Source organism: Microbulbifer yueqingensis (assembly GCF_900100355.1).
Taxonomy (GTDB): domain Bacteria; phylum Pseudomonadota; class Gammaproteobacteria; order Pseudomonadales; family Cellvibrionaceae; genus Microbulbifer; species Microbulbifer yueqingensis.
Window position 1 is genome coordinate 536,113 of sequence record NZ_FNFH01000003.1, and the last position, 14,840, is coordinate 550,952.

Annotated in this window: 11 protein-coding genes; 10 read left to right on the top strand and 1 reads right to left on the bottom strand. The window is 64.1% G+C overall.

Annotated elements, in window-relative coordinates:
* Window positions 1-784 precede the first annotated feature (784 nt).
* Entirely contained in the window at window positions 785-1,093 is a 309-nt protein-coding gene (locus BLT26_RS16305; RefSeq protein ID WP_139169478.1) for a hypothetical protein, read from the top strand.
* A 181-nt stretch (window positions 1,094-1,274) separates the two neighbouring features.
* Window positions 1,275-1,955, top strand: a complete 681-nt coding sequence (locus tag BLT26_RS09530; protein WP_091512677.1) for a hemerythrin domain-containing protein — start codon at window positions 1,275-1,277, stop codon at window positions 1,953-1,955.
* A gap of 730 nt (window positions 1,956-2,685) precedes the next feature.
* Here BLT26_RS09530 and BLT26_RS09540 read toward each other — a convergent pair.
* Window positions 2,686-3,792 carry a MipA/OmpV family protein gene (locus tag BLT26_RS09540; protein WP_091512684.1) on the bottom strand — a complete coding sequence of 369 codons (1,107 nt, stop codon included), beginning with the start codon at window positions 3,790-3,792 and terminating at the stop codon, window positions 2,686-2,688.
* Window positions 3,793-4,152: 360 nt separating this feature from the next.
* Here BLT26_RS09540 and BLT26_RS09545 point away from each other — a divergent pair, with 360 nt between their 5' ends.
* The 8 genes from BLT26_RS09545 to BLT26_RS09580 all read left to right on the top strand — a co-directional run bounded on the left by BLT26_RS09545 (window position 4,153) and on the right by BLT26_RS09580 (window position 14,831).
* Window positions 4,153-5,223 carry an efflux RND transporter periplasmic adaptor subunit gene (locus BLT26_RS09545; protein ID WP_139169480.1) on the top strand — a complete coding sequence of 357 codons (1,071 nt, stop codon included), beginning with the start codon at window positions 4,153-4,155 and terminating at the stop codon, window positions 5,221-5,223.
* A 4-nt stretch (window positions 5,224-5,227) separates the two neighbouring features.
* On the top strand, window positions 5,228-8,359 hold the full coding sequence (locus tag BLT26_RS09550; RefSeq protein WP_091512692.1) for an efflux RND transporter permease subunit: 3,132 nt from the start codon (window positions 5,228-5,230) through the stop codon (window positions 8,357-8,359).
* A gap of 58 nt (window positions 8,360-8,417) precedes the next feature.
* The gene (locus BLT26_RS09555) at window positions 8,418-8,903 is read left to right on the top strand and encodes a hypothetical protein (protein WP_217631411.1); all 486 of its coding nucleotides are present in this window, start codon (window positions 8,418-8,420) and stop codon (window positions 8,901-8,903) included.
* Window positions 8,887-9,819, top strand: coding sequence for an aldo/keto reductase (locus tag BLT26_RS09560; protein WP_091512696.1), 933 nt, complete (start codon window positions 8,887-8,889; stop codon window positions 9,817-9,819). The genes BLT26_RS09555 and BLT26_RS09560 overlap by 17 nt, the downstream gene beginning before the upstream one ends.
* The gene (locus BLT26_RS09565) at window positions 9,816-10,490 is read left to right on the top strand and encodes a DUF6064 family protein (protein WP_091512699.1); all 675 of its coding nucleotides are present in this window, start codon (window positions 9,816-9,818) and stop codon (window positions 10,488-10,490) included. The genes BLT26_RS09560 and BLT26_RS09565 overlap by 4 nt, the downstream gene beginning before the upstream one ends.
* A 213-nt stretch (window positions 10,491-10,703) precedes the next feature.
* On the top strand, window positions 10,704-12,026 hold the full coding sequence (locus tag BLT26_RS09570) for a cytochrome c (RefSeq protein WP_091512702.1): 1,323 nt from the start codon (window positions 10,704-10,706) through the stop codon (window positions 12,024-12,026).
* On the top strand, window positions 12,023-12,514 hold the full coding sequence (locus BLT26_RS09575; protein WP_091512705.1) for a (2Fe-2S)-binding protein: 492 nt from the start codon (window positions 12,023-12,025) through the stop codon (window positions 12,512-12,514). The genes BLT26_RS09570 and BLT26_RS09575 overlap by 4 nt, the downstream gene beginning before the upstream one ends.
* Entirely contained in the window at window positions 12,507-14,831 is a 2,325-nt protein-coding gene (locus BLT26_RS09580) for a xanthine dehydrogenase family protein molybdopterin-binding subunit (protein ID WP_091512709.1), read from the top strand. The genes BLT26_RS09575 and BLT26_RS09580 overlap by 8 nt, the downstream gene beginning before the upstream one ends.
* Window positions 14,832-14,840 lie beyond the last annotated feature (9 nt).

Sequence of the window (14,840 nt, forward strand, 5' to 3'; positions counted from 1 at the left end):
ATCAAAACTAACGTCCGAGCATATTCTATAAATCGAAAGGGCACAACGAGACATGTGTACCAATTAACAATCGAGCCGGGCCAGTTAACGATAAAAGGTCTGTCGCCTTCCACACATTTTTGAAAGCTCCCTGAGCACTTGGGTTACGGCTCTTATGTGTTGGGACATACATGTTAACCTGCGTGGGTACGGTTAAAATCATTGTGGCTATGCGGAGAAATTATGATTAAATGATGATTTCGACAATGAAAAGTGTTGAAAAATAATAGTTTTTAAAATTGAATTTTCAATATAAGCACCTGCAAGCTTTGGAGTTAAAATGAAACAAAATATTATATTTGCTTTAGTATCCTCTACTATTGCAAACAATGCTTTAGCTACTTGCACATCCAACATCTGCACAGATGTGTACGTTGATCGAATGTATACGAACACTACCGGACTAGTCTACGTAGCCACTAGTGGCGACGAAACGAAGCTGGACTGCAGCCCGATTTCAGATGTCTATCTTTCGTTCACATTAGATGAGCCTGCCGGAGATGCAATTTACTCCACACTGCTTGCTGCGCAGATGGCAGATCGAAGGGTTAGAATTAGAATATTTGACGGTAGCAGCAAGTGTGGCATCCAGTACATCACCCACGATAGGCAATAAGGACGAGCGCTAGTAGCACAGCGCGAACACTTCCGGAAGCAAAAGGGTGCATCGTAGTAAGGTATATGTCAGTGCGCTTTTCTATTGCGGAAGCCCGCACGCTCAACTGTCCCGCAAGGAGTTACGAAGATGCAAAAGCTTTTAACGGTGATTTTCCTATGCTTATTGTCAGCAACCGCGCTTGGGGAGGTAATACAAGTAACAGAAGTGCCGAGCAAGTGGAAGCTTGAAAACTATATCGGTGATAACGTCGTGGCATGGTACACCAGCGCCCCCTGCGAAAATGGAAGAATAATTCTTCCAAGTACTACAACCCGGGATGACCGGAATAGATTCTGGTCTGCCGTGCTGACAGGAAAAGCAAGTGGAAAAGAGATCTTTGTACGATATGACACCACTACCTGCGAAATAGTAAGCTTCGGCGTTAGTGCCCAATAGCCTGTCCGGTGGGGAACATTCGCCCCTGATTCCAGGCGGGCCCCTGCGTCCCCTCTGGTTAGGAACAACGACCCTTTCACTCTATTGTTCCTCCAGTCAGTAGGGGCCTTGTCCGCGCGGGCCTCGCTTCCGGTTCGCCCCATGGGCACAGTGAAGAATCATGGTTTCGGGAGATTAACGTATGGGCACACAACCAGGCCTGAAGGCCAGAGTCACGGCGTCCTGGTCGCGCCTCAGCTGGCTGGTAACCATCGTGGTACTTGCACTCTGTGCGAATCCCCTCGTGGTAAGGGCTGTTGCAGAAACAGAGGCGCAACAGGACCCAACGGACGTCCTGCGTAAGGAGCACCAGCTTATCCAGAAGATGGTTCGGGCGGCACAGCAGGAGGCTACCGATATCCAGCAGAGCGGAAAGGTGGACCGGGCGCGTATTGGCAAATTCCACGATTTTTTCAAGAATTTCGCGGACAAGTGTCACCATGCTAAGGAGGAACGGGAGCTTTTCCCCGTGCTCCGCGAAGTCGGCGTCGATACAGTGGTTATCCACCTTGTGGTCAAGCAGCACGAGGAAGGACGCATCTTGCTGGGCGGGGTTGAAGAATGGCTGGCGGCAGCCGATAAGGGTGAGGAGGCAGATCCGCAGGCACTGAGGCGCTACCTTCTCGAGTACGCCACGCTGATGCAGCGCCATATTGCCACAGAGAACGAATACCTCTGGCCCCGGGCTGCAGCCCAACTCAGCGACGCGCAGAAAGGGGCGCTGGCCGAAGCTTTTTACCGGATCGAGGTTGAAGAGCTGGGCAAGGGGTTTCACGAGAAGTACCACGGCCTGACCATGGAGGTGCTGGGGAAAAGCGAATGACCTGAGGGATCAATCCTGCCTGGTGCAGTAGTAGCTTTTCAGGCTGAGAGAACCAGCCAGTGCTAAAGTCGTGGCCTCACAAAGCCCGCCAGATGGACCAAAGAACCGCCGCTTCGCTCTGGTTTTCCGGCCCCGCTGGCGCGCGTTATACCCAAGACTTACCCCCAATCATTAGACTCCCTGTATAGTTAGGTTTCGGCCTAACACGGTACGCATCTCTGAGGATCGTATGAACACCCTGCTCAACAAAAAGCGTGCTCTACTTGGCTGGGTTCAGTCTCGCCGGCGAATGACGCTCCTGGCTATAGGGCTACTTGCAGTTGTTCTCTATGAGACCGCTTTGGCTTGGTACCGTCCCTTCATCTATTCAACGGGCGCGATTTCCACATTGCCGATACACTCGGGAACAGCCTCGGTACAGTTGCAACCGCGCTGGTGTTCGCCTCGTTACTTGGCCGTTCTCATACACAAGCGCTATTTGTGCTTCGCGCTGCGGCAATCGCGGTCGGGGTTTATGAGCTCGCACACCCGTTGCTGGGCAAGCCGATTGACCCGCTAGACCTTGTTGCCACGCTTATCGCTGGGTTCATATGCCAGTACACCTATGGCCTGGTGTACCGCCGCGAGCTTCGCGTCGAAACAGCACGGGGGTGAGGCCTAATCGTTCGCCCAGGCCGACGTCCCCTCTGGTGGGACTTAACTCAGATGAAAGGGCGAAGCCCGGGTGTTCTCAGAACGCGTAGGTAATCGCCGCAAACCCCTTGATCACCCTGTCGTCCTCGACGATGGGGCTGTCGGTGATGTCACTGTCCAGTTCTTCCGCTGCCACGGCCAGTATTACCCGCCAGTTCCGGGTGAGCTCGTAGAGCCCCCCTACCCCGACTTCCACGGTAAAGCTGTCTCCCACCGAGTAGGCGGGCCGGCCGGGGATGGCCGCGGAGGCGGGCACGCCGTAGTCGTAGTCGGCCAGCTCGCTGCTGAGCCAGTTGACCCCCAGCTCCGGGGCCAGGCGCAGCCTGCCGAACTGGAATCCCCGCGATACGCGCGCCACCGCGGTGCCGCCGCCGATCTGGTCGAGCACGTCGTGTTTGTAACCCAGATCAAACTCGAAGCCGTTGGGGCCGTCGTAGACCAGGCCCAGCCCCGCCATCAGGGTGCTGTCCCGGTCGCCGAGGCCTTCCAGTATGTCTGCGTCGTCCTCCTCGTAGGCGCCCACCCGATAGGAGGCGGTCAGCGCCAGGCGCAGGTCGCCGCTACCCAGGATGCCGTAACGCAGGTAGGGCCCCACCCACTGCAGGCGCTCGCCGAGATAGGTGATCGCCGGGATCGGCTGGATCACACTGCTGTCCGAGCCCAGGTACGGGCTGCTGCGACCGATCACACCCAGCCCCACGCCCCACTGGCCGGACTCACCGAGGATGCTGTAGAGCTCGATGTCCTGGCTGGCTGTGCCATCCCCGGCCAGTGAGAAGCTCGCCTGCTGGAAGCTGGGCGGCCCCTTGGGCTGGTATTTTTTGGACAGGCCCACCGGCTCCACGGGTATGCCGATGAAATTTCGGTCGAGGGCGCGGTTGTTGTTCTTGTCCACGTAGGCGAGCAGCGCCACCTCCCCTGCCGGGACGTCGCGAATCACATAGGTTTCACCGGGCTGTATCGCGAAGCGCTCCTCCCGCGCGGGGTCGCGGAAGTTGCCGAACGCATCGGGATCGTCATAGACCTGCAGTACGAGGGTCCCCTCTGGCGGCAGGTTCTGCACGCGCACGCTGATATCGGCGGCTGTGGCACTTGCGGCACCGATCGGCAAAAGCAGTGACAGGGTCGCGGCGGTTATTTTCATGGGCAATGTCGTCCTGGCTAGCCAATCTGTTCGTATACGAACATCGTAGAAAAACAGATGAAGCGGGCAATTTATCCGGGCGCCCTGCCTCCATTTGGCGGGCGAGTGGGCCGGCGAGTCCGCTATGAAAACAGGCTTTAATTAATATCCCGGCCCATCAAAATTTATGTAGCGCAACTCACGGTAGAGCAGTGTCACCGGGCGTTATTGTTGCGCCACAGGTCGCTTGGCTCGGAGTGCAACTAATCCTGCGCCTTGCCCGGCGTGGCCAGAATTGTTCGAATAATGGAATGGTGAGGAACCCCCGTCCCGAGGCGGCCCACTTGCCTCCAAGCGCAAGCAACAAGCAATGGAGACACCTTGAATACTGCAGAACCTGGTCGAATCCACCGCTGCCTGAATATCATGACCGGCGCTGCGTTGCTGGTTTCAGCGCTGCTCACCGGCTGTGGGCCCACCGGCGAAGCCTCCACGGGCCGGGACCGGCCCCGGGTGCAGCCCGTAGTTACCGAGACGGTCGCCTGGCAGCCACGGGTGGTACGGATCGAGGCGGTGGGCACCTCCCGCGCCGGGAAGAGCGTGACGCTCTACCCGGAAGTGAGTGGTGAGGTGGTCGAAGTAACGCTCAAGGCCGGCGACAGGGTCAAGGCCGGGCAGACCATCGTGCAGCTGGACCAGCGCGACCAGCGCCTGGCGGTACAGCTCGCCCGGGTGGCGCTGGAGGACGCCAAGCGCCTCTACAACCGCTACCAGCGCACCCGCGATTCCGGAGCGGTCACCGAGAGCGCCGTGGACGACGCCCGCAGCGCGGTGGAACGCGCACGGCTGAGCCTGAACCGCGCCGAGGTGGCACTGGACCATCGCTCGATCGAGGCGCCTTTCGACGGGCATATCGGCCTGACCAACCTCGATCCCGGCGCCCGCGTCGACCCTTCCACCGCAATCACCACTATCGACGACCGCCGCAGCCTGCTGGTGACCTTCCAGGTACCCGAACTGTTCTTCGGCCAGATCCGGGAGCGCCAGGGCATCTCGGTGGCCACCTGGTCCAACGGCGACCCTGCGCACGAGGGCGTGGTGCTGGATATCGACAGCCGCGTGGATCCGGGGACCCGCACCTTCACCGTGCGCGCGCGGGTAGACAACAGTGAGGACCGGCTGCGGCCGGGCATGAGCTTCCGCGTGACGCTGGACCTGGCCGCGGGCCGCTACCCGGTGGTGCCCGAGGTGGCACTGCAGTGGGGCAATGACGGCGCCTTCGTGTGGGCATTGAACGGCGACAGCGTCACCCGCGTGCCTGCCACCATCGTGCAGCGCCTGCCGGGCGCGATCCTGGTGGATGCAGACCTGCCGGAGGGCGTGGCGGTTGTGACCGAGGGCACCCAGCGGATGCGCGAGGGCATGCCGGTCGCCAATATGGCGAGGTTGTAATCCCATGCGCGATCACCCGCCCCCTAACACCGACACCCTGCCCCAGCGCAACGACCTGGCCTCGCTGGCAATCCGCCGGCCGGTGCTGGCACTGGTGCTCAACCTGTTGATCGCCATCGCCGGCATCGCCGCCTTCAGCGCGGTGGAGGTGCGCGAGCTGCCCGATGTGGACGTGCCGGTGGTATCCGTGCGCGGGGAAATGCCGGGCGCCTCCCCCGAGACCATGGATGCCGAGGTCACCAGCGTTGTCGAGGGCGCGGTGGCGCGGGTATCCGGCATCAGCACCATCCGCTCCTCCAGCGAGGAGAACAACTTCCGCATCTATATCGAGTTCAACCCGAACGTCGACCTGGATACCGCGGCCGCCGATGTGCGCGAGGCGGTCAACCAGGCGCAGCGGGACCTGCCGACAGATGTCGAGCGGCTGGTGGTGGTGAAGGCCGCCGACCAGCCCGACCCGGTGATCCACCTGGCGGTCACCAGCGACCGGCTGCGCGACGAGGCGCTCACCTACATCATCGAGAAGGACATAGTGCCCGAGCTGGTCTCCATACCCGGCGTGGCCGATGTGCCCGTGTCCGGGCAGCGCCAGCGCGTGCTGCGGGTGGTGCTGGACCCGCTGCGCCTGACCAGTTTTGGCCTGTCCGTGAGCGATGTGGCCGCGGTGCTCCGCCAGGCGCCGCTGGACGTGCCCTCCGGCAGCTTCCGCTCCGATGAACAGCTGCTGCTGGTGCGCACCGATGCCTCGACGGTGACGGAGGAGCAGGTCCGCGACATAGTGATCAGCGGCACCACGCGCATCGGCGATGTGGCCCAGGTGGCGTTTGGGCCCGAAGATGTGCAGTCGCTGGTGTACCTGAACGACCGCCCGGTGATCAGCCTGGGGGTCGTGCGCCAGGCCCAGAGCAATACCATCGAGATCAGTGAGGCTGTGCGCCGCGTGGTGGCCGGCCTCAACCAGCGCTTCGAGGAGCTGGATATCACCGTGACCGAGGACCGGGCGGTGTTTATCCGGGGCGCGGTTCATGAGGTGGTCACCAGCCTCTGCTTTACCATTGCCATAGTCATCGCCGCCATCTGGCTGTTCCTCGGCAACATCCGCACCACCCTGGTACCCAGTACCGCAATCCCCATCGCCCTGGTGGGTACCCTCGCGGGTATCTGGCTGATGGGGTTCTCCATCAATATCCTCACGCTGCTGGCGATTGTGCTGGCCACCGGCCTGGTGGTGGATGACGCCATAGTGGTGCTGGAAAACATCCAGCGGCACCGCGCCCAGGGCATGGGAGCCCGCGCCGCGGCCGTGCTGGGCACGCGCCAGGTGGTATTTGCCGTACTGGCCACCACCGCGGTGCTGGTCAGTGTATTTATCCCCATCGCGCTGTTGCCCAGCACCGCCGGGCGCATGTTCCGCGAGTTCGGCCTGGTGCTGGCCACCGCGGTGGCGCTTTCATCGGTGGTGGCCCTCACGCTGGTGCCCATGCTCACGGTGCGCCTTACCGGGGATGAGCGGGACCAGCGCCCGCACCCGCTCTATGGTCGCCTGCTGGGGATGGGCGGGCAGATTGCGTCCGCCTACCACCGCAGCCTGGCCGCCTGCCTGCGCCATGGCCGGGTGAGTTTCGCGGTGGCGCTGTTGCTGGCGGTAGGCGCCGGCGGGCTCTACCTGGTGCTGGGCAAGGAACTGCTGCCGCCGGAGGATCGCGGGCTGATCCGCGTGGACGCCACCGGCCCGGACGGCGTCGGCCAGAACTACATCGCGCGGCAGGCGGAGCACATCGAGGAGGTGGTGCGGCCCCTGGTGGCGCGCGGCGACGCCACCGACATCATCACCCTGATCGGGCGCTACGACCCCAACCGGGCGCGGGTGACCCTGCCGCTGGCCCCCTGGGAGCAGCGCGAGAATTCCCAGCAGGCGCTGGCGGCGGAGATCGCCGGGCCGCTGGCGGAGATTCCCGGTGCCCGTATCCGGGTCAGCAGCCCCAACAGCCTGTCGCTGCGCGGCGGCGGCGACGGCATCGAAATCGCCCTGGTGGGCAACGACTATGCCCGTATCTACCAGGCGTCCCGGCAGATGGCGCGTGCCATCGAGGACCGGCTACCCCACCTGCCCCAGCCGGACATCAGCTACCGCCCCACCCAGCCGCAACTGGCGATCGAGATCGATCGGCGCCGCGCGGCAGACCTGGGTGTGCCGCTGGAAAATATCGCGCTCACCCTGCGCGCCGTGGTCGACGGGCTCGACGTGGTGGACCTGAACGTGGGCGACCAGGCCGTGCCCATCATGCTCGAGGCGGCCAACACCGCGGTGTCCTCGCCGGAGGACCTGGTGAACCTCTACGTCAAAAGCCGCAGCGGTGCGCTCCTGCCCCTGTCCAGCATGGTGAGCCTGCGCGAGGAGAGCGTGGCCGCCGAGCTGGACCGCCACGGCCAGCGCCGGGCGATTGAAATCAACATGGGGCTGGCGCCGGGCTACCCGCTGGCCAGCGCCGTCGAAGAGCTGCGCGCGCTGGCAAAGGAAATACTCCCCGGGGACGTGGGCATCCTGTTCCTGGGCGAGGCCGACACCCTGCAGGAGAGTTCGCGGGAGGTGGCGATAACCTATGCCATCGCCGCGCTGGTGGTGTTCCTGGTGCTGTGTGCCCAGTTCGAGGCCATCAGCAGCGCCGTGATTGTGATGGCGACGGTGCCTTTCGGGCTGGCCGCCGCGGTCTATGCCCTGTTCCTTACCGGTACCACCGTCAACATCTTCTCGCAGATCGGGCTGGTGATGCTGATCGGGCTGATGGCGAAGAACGGCATCCTGCTGGTGGAGTTCGCGGACCAGCTGCGCGATCGCGGCCACAGTGTGCACGACGCCATCACCGAGGCGGCGCGGGTGCGCCTGCGTCCGATTGCCATGACCATGCTGTCCACCGTGCTCGGCGGGCTGCCGCTGATCCTCAGCACCGGCCCGGGCGCCGAGGCGCGCGCCGCCATCGGCTGGGTGATGTTCGGCGGTCTGGGGCTGGCTGCGCTGTTCACCCTTTACCTGACCCCGGTGGTGTACCTGGGGCTGGGGCGCTTCCACAAGCCGCGCTCGCTGGAGGGCAACCGCCTCGCGGAGGAACTGCAGGCAGCCGCCGGCAAATCCTAGCCGCTACCAGCCGGGCCGGAATGGGCCTGAAGAACGAATGAAGGGAAACCAGACCTGCATGAAGCATTTCACGTGCGATCACGATGCCGTGAGCGAAACGGGCCAGCACCATCTCCCGGCCGCGGAGGCGTGGGTGCGCTTTCTCGCGCATTTCCTGTTTGTGCTGGCGGCGTGGACGGTGTTTATCAAATACATTTTCCCCGCCGGCTATGCCCTGGCCCACGGGGAGCCGTGGCACCGCTATTTCTACTGGGATTTCTGGCCGGTGGCCCATGCCTGGCTCGGCTGGGCCCTGATTGCGCGGCCGCGCTATACCTACCTGCTTGCGGTAACAGTGGCAGTGGTCGAGATCATCATCATCGTCGCCAAGTTCGCCGGATTCCTGGCCGATCCCACCTGGTCCATCTGGCGCACCAACTGGTTCGTGAACAAGGTGTTCGTGCTGGCCTGTTTCGTGTTATTGCTAGCCACGGCAATGCTGAAACCTGGATGCTTCAAACCCCGGAGCAACAACGGGAGCAACAAGGATGAAGAGACGGCCTGATCGCAGGGAATTCCTGAAACTGGCGGCTACCGGCCTGGCCCTGGCCGGGGTGCCTGCGGGGCTACTCCGGGCCGCGGCGGCCAGTCCCGTGCGCAAGGCTATTCCCACCAGCGGCGAAATGCTGCCCGTGATCGGGCTCGGCACCTGGCGCACCTTCAATGTGGGCAGCGACCCACAGTTGCTCGCTGAACGGACCGAGGTGGTCCGCGCCTTCTTCCAGCACGGTGGCGGGCTGGTGGACTGCTCGCCGATGTACGGCTCTGCCGCCGATACGATGGGCTATGCATTAAGGAAACTCGGTACGCCCGACTCGCTTTTTTCCGCCGACAAGGTGTGGGGGCCGGCCGGCGGCTCCGCCCGCGAGCAGGTGGCCCGGCAGGCGCAGCGCTGGGGTATCGAGACCTTCGACCTGATGCAGGTACACAACCTGAGCAACTGGCGGGATTACCTGGATGTCCTGCGCGAGCTGAAAGCCGCCGGCAAAATTCGCTACATCGGCATCACCACCTCCCACGGCCGGCGCCACCGCGAGTTCGAGCAGGTGATGGCCAGCGAGGATATCGACTTCGCCCAGCTCACCTACAACATTACCCATCGCGAGGCAGAGGAACGCTTGCTGCCCCTTGCGCGGGAGCGCGGCATTGCAGTCATCGCCAACCGCCCCTACGACGGCGGCGCCCTGATCAAGGGCCTCAAGCGGCGCGAGCAGGTTCCCCAGTGGGCAGTGGAGGAGTGCGGCAGCAGCACCTGGGCGGATTTCCTGCTGAAATTCATCATAAGCCACCCGGCCGTCAGCTGCGCCATCCCCGCCACCACCCGGGTGGATCACCTGAACGAGAACATGCGCGCGGGCCGTAAGCCCCTGCCCTCGCCGCGTTGCCGGCAGCGGATGATTGAGTTTATCGAGTCGCTATGAGCGACTGGGACAGCTACCGGCTGCAGGACTTCGTGCCCTTTTCCGCCGAGGTTTACTTCCGCCTGCAGGAGCGCATGGGCGAGGCCTTCTGGCCGCTCCACCTGGCCATGCTCGCGGCAGGCGCGGCCGCCCTCTTCCTTGCGCTGCGCGGCCGCCGGCGCCTGGCCTGCCTGCTGCTGGCTCCGGCCTGGGCCTTCGTCGGGGTGGCCTACTTCCTGCAGCGCTACGGCAACCTGAACTGGGCGGGGGACTATTTGGGGTGGGCCTTTATCGGCGAAGGCGGGCTGCTTGCCGTACTCGCGGCCATTCCGGGCGGGGCCGCAACCCGAGTGCCGCGGGCCACCCTGCCGGTTATCGTCGGCACGACCCTTGCTACCGCGGGCCTTCTCGCCTGGCCGCTCATCGCGCTTTTGTTCGGCTACGCCTGGTTGCACGCGGAAACCTTCGGTATCCATCCCACCCCCACCGCCGTCACCACGCTGGGACTCTTGTTGATCGCGTCGCGGGGCGCGGCACTGTGGCTGGCCGCCCTTATTCCCCTGCTCTGGATCGCCCTGTCGGGGTTGACCCTGACGGTGCTCGGCGCCGGCTGGGCCCCTGCCGTCTTTGTGGTGCTGGCGCTCGGCCTCGGCGCGCTGGTGTGGAAAAGCGCGGTAACCGGGCAGCGATAGCAGACCCAGTGACGGCAAGACGCCCGCCAAATATCCCCGCACAACTTCAGGGAAACCCACCGGGACGCCGAGCGCTGCTATAAACATGGCGTGAGCGCGGACACGCGCCGGAGCCGCCCCGACACGCCCGCCCGGCCTGCACGGGAAGAGACAAACAAGTCGATCACGGCATGCCGCGAACCCATCACTCCCCCTGTCAGCGGAGAATCGGCCATGAGTAAACGCTGGTACATTGCCATCGCAGTGCTCGCCGTCATTGCCGGAGGCCTGGCACTGGCGGTGTGGGAGCCCGCTATCCCGGCTGCAGACGAGGCCAGCCGGCAGGACTTCAGTCCCGGGCAGGTTGAGCGGGGCAAGGTACTGGCAGGCATCGGCAACTGCGGTACTTGCCATACCGTGTCGCCGGACAAACCCTTTGCGGGCGGCGTCGAATTCCCCTCCCCTTTCGGCAGTCTCTATTCCACCAACATCTCCCCGCACCCGCAGGACGGAATTGGCCGCTGGCCCCGCGAGGCATTCGTGCGCGCCATGCGCGAGGGCGTTTCACGCGAAGGCTCCCACTTGTACCCGGCCTTTCCCTTTACCCACTTCAAGAACATCACCGACGAAGACCTGGATGCGCTGTATGCGTATTTCATGACGCGGGAGCCCGTCGCCTATACACCGCCGCAGAACGATCTGAGTTTTCCATTCAACCTGCGCTTCCTGCAGTGGGGCTGGAAGCTGTTGTTCTTCGATCCGGACCCGTGGCAGCCGGACCCGGAACGGGGGGAACAATGGAACCGCGGCGCCTACCTGGCTAAAGGGCTGGGGCATTGCAGCGCCTGCCACACGCCCCGCAACTTCATGCAGGCCGAGAAAAAGGACCGCGCCTATGCCGGCGCACTGGTGGACAACTGGTACGCGACAGCGCTGGACGAGAGCCAGCCGGTGCCGGTGCACTGGGACCGGGAATCCCTCTATGAATACCTGCGCGAGGGGACATCCCGCTTCCAGGGTGTCGCTGTCGGCTCCATGGGCGAGGTGGTACACCGCGGCCTGCGCCTGGCCCCGGACAGCGACATCCGCGCCCTGGCCACCTACACGGAGTCCCTTTCCGGGGGCCGGAATAACGGCAATTCCCGGCAGATAGCCGCCGAGACAATCACCGCAGCCCAGCAGCGCGCGCGCTCAGAGTACAGCCCGGGAGAAGAGCTGTATGTCGCCGCCTGTGCCGCCTGCCATTACAACGACCCGCAGGACCCGTTGGCGGTCCGCGCCGAGCTGAGCCTGAACAGCGCGGTGACCGCCGATGACCCCACCAACCTGCTGCGGGTGGTCATGGAGGGCGTTGGTACCGGCGCGGGCACCCCCACCCTGGTGATGCCCGGTTTCTCCACCCTCAGCGACGAGAACCTGGTGGCACTCGCCGACTTCCTGCGCGAGCGCTCGAACCTGCCGCCCTGGAAAAACCTGCGCAAGCGCATCGGCGAATTGCGCGAACTCCACCGGCAATCACAGCCCAGCGCCACCGGAAAGGCGGGAGAACAGCCATGACCACGGAATTCAAGATCAACGCCAGGCCGGTCAGGGTGGATGTGCCCGAAGATACCCCCCTGCTCTGGGTCATCCGCGACGACCTCGGTTATACCGGCACCAAGTTCGGTTGTGGCATAGGCCTGTGCGGAGCCTGCACCGTGCACGTGAATGGCCGCGCCACGCGCTCCTGCATCACCCCCGTGAAGGATGTGGCCAATTCAGTGGTCACCACCATCGAGGGGCTGGCTGAAAACGGGCACCCCCTGCTGGAGACCTGGGTCGAGGCGCAGACGCCGCAGTGCGGCTACTGCCAGCCGGGCCAGATCATGCAGGCCGCCGCCATGCTGCGGGACTTCCCCAACCCCACCGATGAGCAGATCAACCAGGTGATGAGCGGTAACTTCTGTCGCTGCATGGCCTACGTGCGAATCCGCGAGGCCATCCGGATGGCGGCGCAGCGAATGCAGGCCGGCTCCGGGCGCCCACAGGAGGCTGACCATGCTTAAGTACCTCACGGGGAAAAGTTCCGGCGGCGCCCACGCCGACGAACTGGCCTCCCCGGGCCGGCGCGGCTTCATTGTCGGCATGGCGGGCGCCGTCCTCACCCTGGCCTTTGCGCGCTCGCCGCTCAGCCTGGCCAACCCGGACAAGACCGTGGCCGAGGGGGCCTTCGACCCCACCGTGTGGTACTGGATCGAGCCCGACGGCCGGGTGGTGGTCAATATCGCCAAGGCGGAGATGGGCCAGCATATCGGAACGGCGCTGGCGCGGATCGTGGCAGACGAGCTGGAGGCCGACTGGGAGCAGGTGGAACTGCGCTACGTGGATAGCGACCCCAAGTGGGGTTATATGGTCACCGGCGGCAGCTGGTCGGTGTGGAAAAGCTTTGACCCGTTGAGCCGCGCGGGCGCCGCTGGCCGCAAGGTGCTGATCGAGGAGGGCGCAAAGAAACTCGGGGTGAAACCGGAACAGTGTCGCGCGCGCGCCGGCAGGATCATCGCCGGGAACCAATCGATCAGTTACGCCGACCTGGTGCGCGGCGGCGGCATCAGCCGCAGCTTTACCGACGAGGAGCTGAAGCAGATGCCCATCAAGCCGCCCGCCGAGCGGCGCATCATCGGTGGGCAGACCCGCGCGCTGGATATTCCCGGCAAGGTGGACGGCAGCACCCTGTACGGCCTGGACGCGAAGGTGGACGGCATGGTCTACGGCCGCCCCATCATTCCACCCACCCGCTACGGCTCGTCCGTCAGCAGTATCGACGACAGCGCAGCGCGGGAGATCCCCGGTTATCGCCAGACTGTCACCCTGGAAGACCCGTCCGGTACAGTCCCCGGCTGGGCGATGGTGATTGCCGACAGCTTTCACGCCGCCAACCAGGCGGTAAAGCGCATCACCGTAAACTGGTCGCCGGGCAAGACCACCGGCGTGGACGAGCAGGCGGTGCTGGACCATGGGCGCAAGCTTATCGGCACCGCGGACCAGGGCGTGCTGGCGCTGGACGCGGGAGAGGTCGACAAGGCATTCAATGATGCCGCCGAAGTACTGGAAAGCGAATACGTCACCCACGGCGTACTGCATTTCCAGCTGGAGCCGGTCAATGCCGTCGCCCTGGAGAAAGACGGCACCTGGGAGATCCACACCGGTAACCAGTGGCAGTCACTGATCATACCGGTGCTTTCCAGGGCCCTGCAGGTCCCCAAGGAGAAGATTGTCATGCGCACCTACCTGCTCGGCGGCGGCTTCGGCCGGCGGCTGAACGGGGACTACTCGGTGCCGGCGGCCCTGGCGGCCAAGGCAGTGGGCCGGCCGGTGAAAATGGTCCTCACCCGCGAGGACGACGCGCTGTTCGACTCCATCCGCTCCCCGTCGGTGCAGAAAATCCGCATGGCGTTCGATGGCGACGGCAAGATCACCGCGATGGAACACCACGCCACCGCCGGCTGGCCCACACAGGTGATGGCGCCCGACTTCATGGCGGACGGCATCAACGGCAAGTACGACCCCTTTGCCATCCAGGGTGCCCTGCACTGGTACACCATGAACGGCCACCGCGTGCGGGCCATCTCCAACGATCTCGCCAACGACACCTTTCGCCCGGGGTGGCTGCGGTCCGTGGGCTCCGGCTGGGTTAACTGGGCGCTGGAGAGCGCCATCGACGAAGCCGCCCACAAGGCGGGGGAAGACCCCATCGAATTCCGGCTGCGCCGGCTCAAGGCCATCGGCAGGAATGCGGGTAGCGCACCCAACGCTGTCGGCGGCGCGGCGCGCCAGGCCAATGTGGTGCGCCGCGTGCGCGAACTCTCCGGCTGGGGCGCAGAATTGCCCGCGGATACCGCCCTCGGCGTTGCCACCAGCTACGGCCAGGAACGCAACATGCCGACCTGGACCGCGTGCGTGGCACGGGTGCGGGTGGACCGCGAAACCGGCCGCGCCACGGTGGAAAAACTCTCACTGGTCACCGACGCCGGCACCATCGTGCACCCGGACGGGGCCCGCGCCCAGGTGGAGGGGGCGGCGCTGTGGGGAATGAGCATGGCGCTCCATGAGGGCACCGTGCTACACAACGGCAACGTGGCCGATACCAACCTGAACACCTACACGCCGCTGCGGATGCGCGATGTCCCCGAAATCGAGATGGAGTTTGTGGACAGCACCGAGACCGCGGTTGGGCTCGGCGAGCCGGCCACCACGGTGGTGGGGCCTGCCATCGGCAATGCAATATTTGCCGCGGTGGGCGTGCGGATGCGGGAGCTGCCCATCCGCCCCCACGCACTGCTGGCAGAGCTGCAGCGGGACAGTAAGGCCAACCGGGAGGCCTGAGCCGGCACC